Genomic DNA, 1,025 nt, shown 5'->3' on the forward strand with positions numbered 1-1,025 from the left:
AAACTCAGGGAGTTGAGACAGGAGGCAGCATGATCTTCACCGACCTACCCTCCGCAGTAGAAGAGGCTCGCTGGATGAAAATCAAATCTGATCATCATCATTGTTGCGTCATACAAAAACCCAATGGGGAGATGGTTATCAGGGAGGAACGGAAGATCCAAACAAATTGCGTGATGTATTCGACCCGCCACGACAGGGTTCACACAGTATTGCCGGAGGTGAGATGAGTAGCATTAGGGAAAAACAGCTCACTACAGAGCAACAAAATTGGATTGAGCGATGGTTAAATTTATGGGGGGCATGGGTTTACAGTGACATGATTGATAAGAGCCAGATGAACCTGATTTATAAGTTCATGGTGAGCGTAGAACCCCGCAAAGGTGGCGATAGGCCTATATGCAATGATGATGATGGAATGTTGATTTCTCAGGTCGTTGATTCCGTCATGTGCATTGACCAAAAAGCCTACGGTATTTTGCTGAGTTACTACGCTCACGGTGCGTCAAAACTGTCGATTGCATCTTACTATCACCGAGTCGCAAATCCACGCAAAATGATGACTCGCTCAGGGGGGCGGCTGAAAAAGCCGTCTCACAGAACTTGTCGCCGTGAAGTGGATGATATTTTAAGCGCCAGTATCTACCTGTTGTATCAACCTCTGCAAAATGCGTTTAAAAAACGGAAACGTGTAGAGAAAATTAAAAAAGTTGCATAGAACGTGTTGACATTAATGACCAAATGGACAACAATTATAGGGTAAGATTGCCGTAAGTGTTTCTTAGGTGGTCTTATCTGAATATCAAGGCCTCGCACTCGCGGGGCTTTGTGCTATCTACCCGTAGTCAACCTTGGGTTTACAACTCAATTCCGATCATGGTCGGACATCACCCTATATCAATGTTAAATCAATACGTTATATTGGTTTTTGGGTGATATGAGCAGCACCTCGATCCCCCTAGATAACTCAACCTGTCGGTCTGACCGACTAGTTCAAATTCAAGGCTGCTTCGGTGCGGCCTTGTTCA

At 45.1% G+C, this 1,025-nt stretch carries 1 protein-coding gene; it reads left to right on the forward strand.

Translation table 11 applies throughout. From position 1 onward, the window contains the following. The first annotated feature begins 223 nt into the window (after window positions 1-223). Window positions 224-715, forward strand: coding sequence for an antiterminator Q family protein (locus tag PSI22_RS21220; RefSeq protein WP_273581457.1), 492 nt, complete (start codon window positions 224-226; stop codon window positions 713-715). Window positions 716-1,025: the final 310 nt, after the last annotated feature.

The organism is Xenorhabdus aichiensis, from assembly GCF_028598775.1.
GTDB lineage: Bacteria > Pseudomonadota > Gammaproteobacteria > Enterobacterales > Enterobacteriaceae > Xenorhabdus > Xenorhabdus bovienii.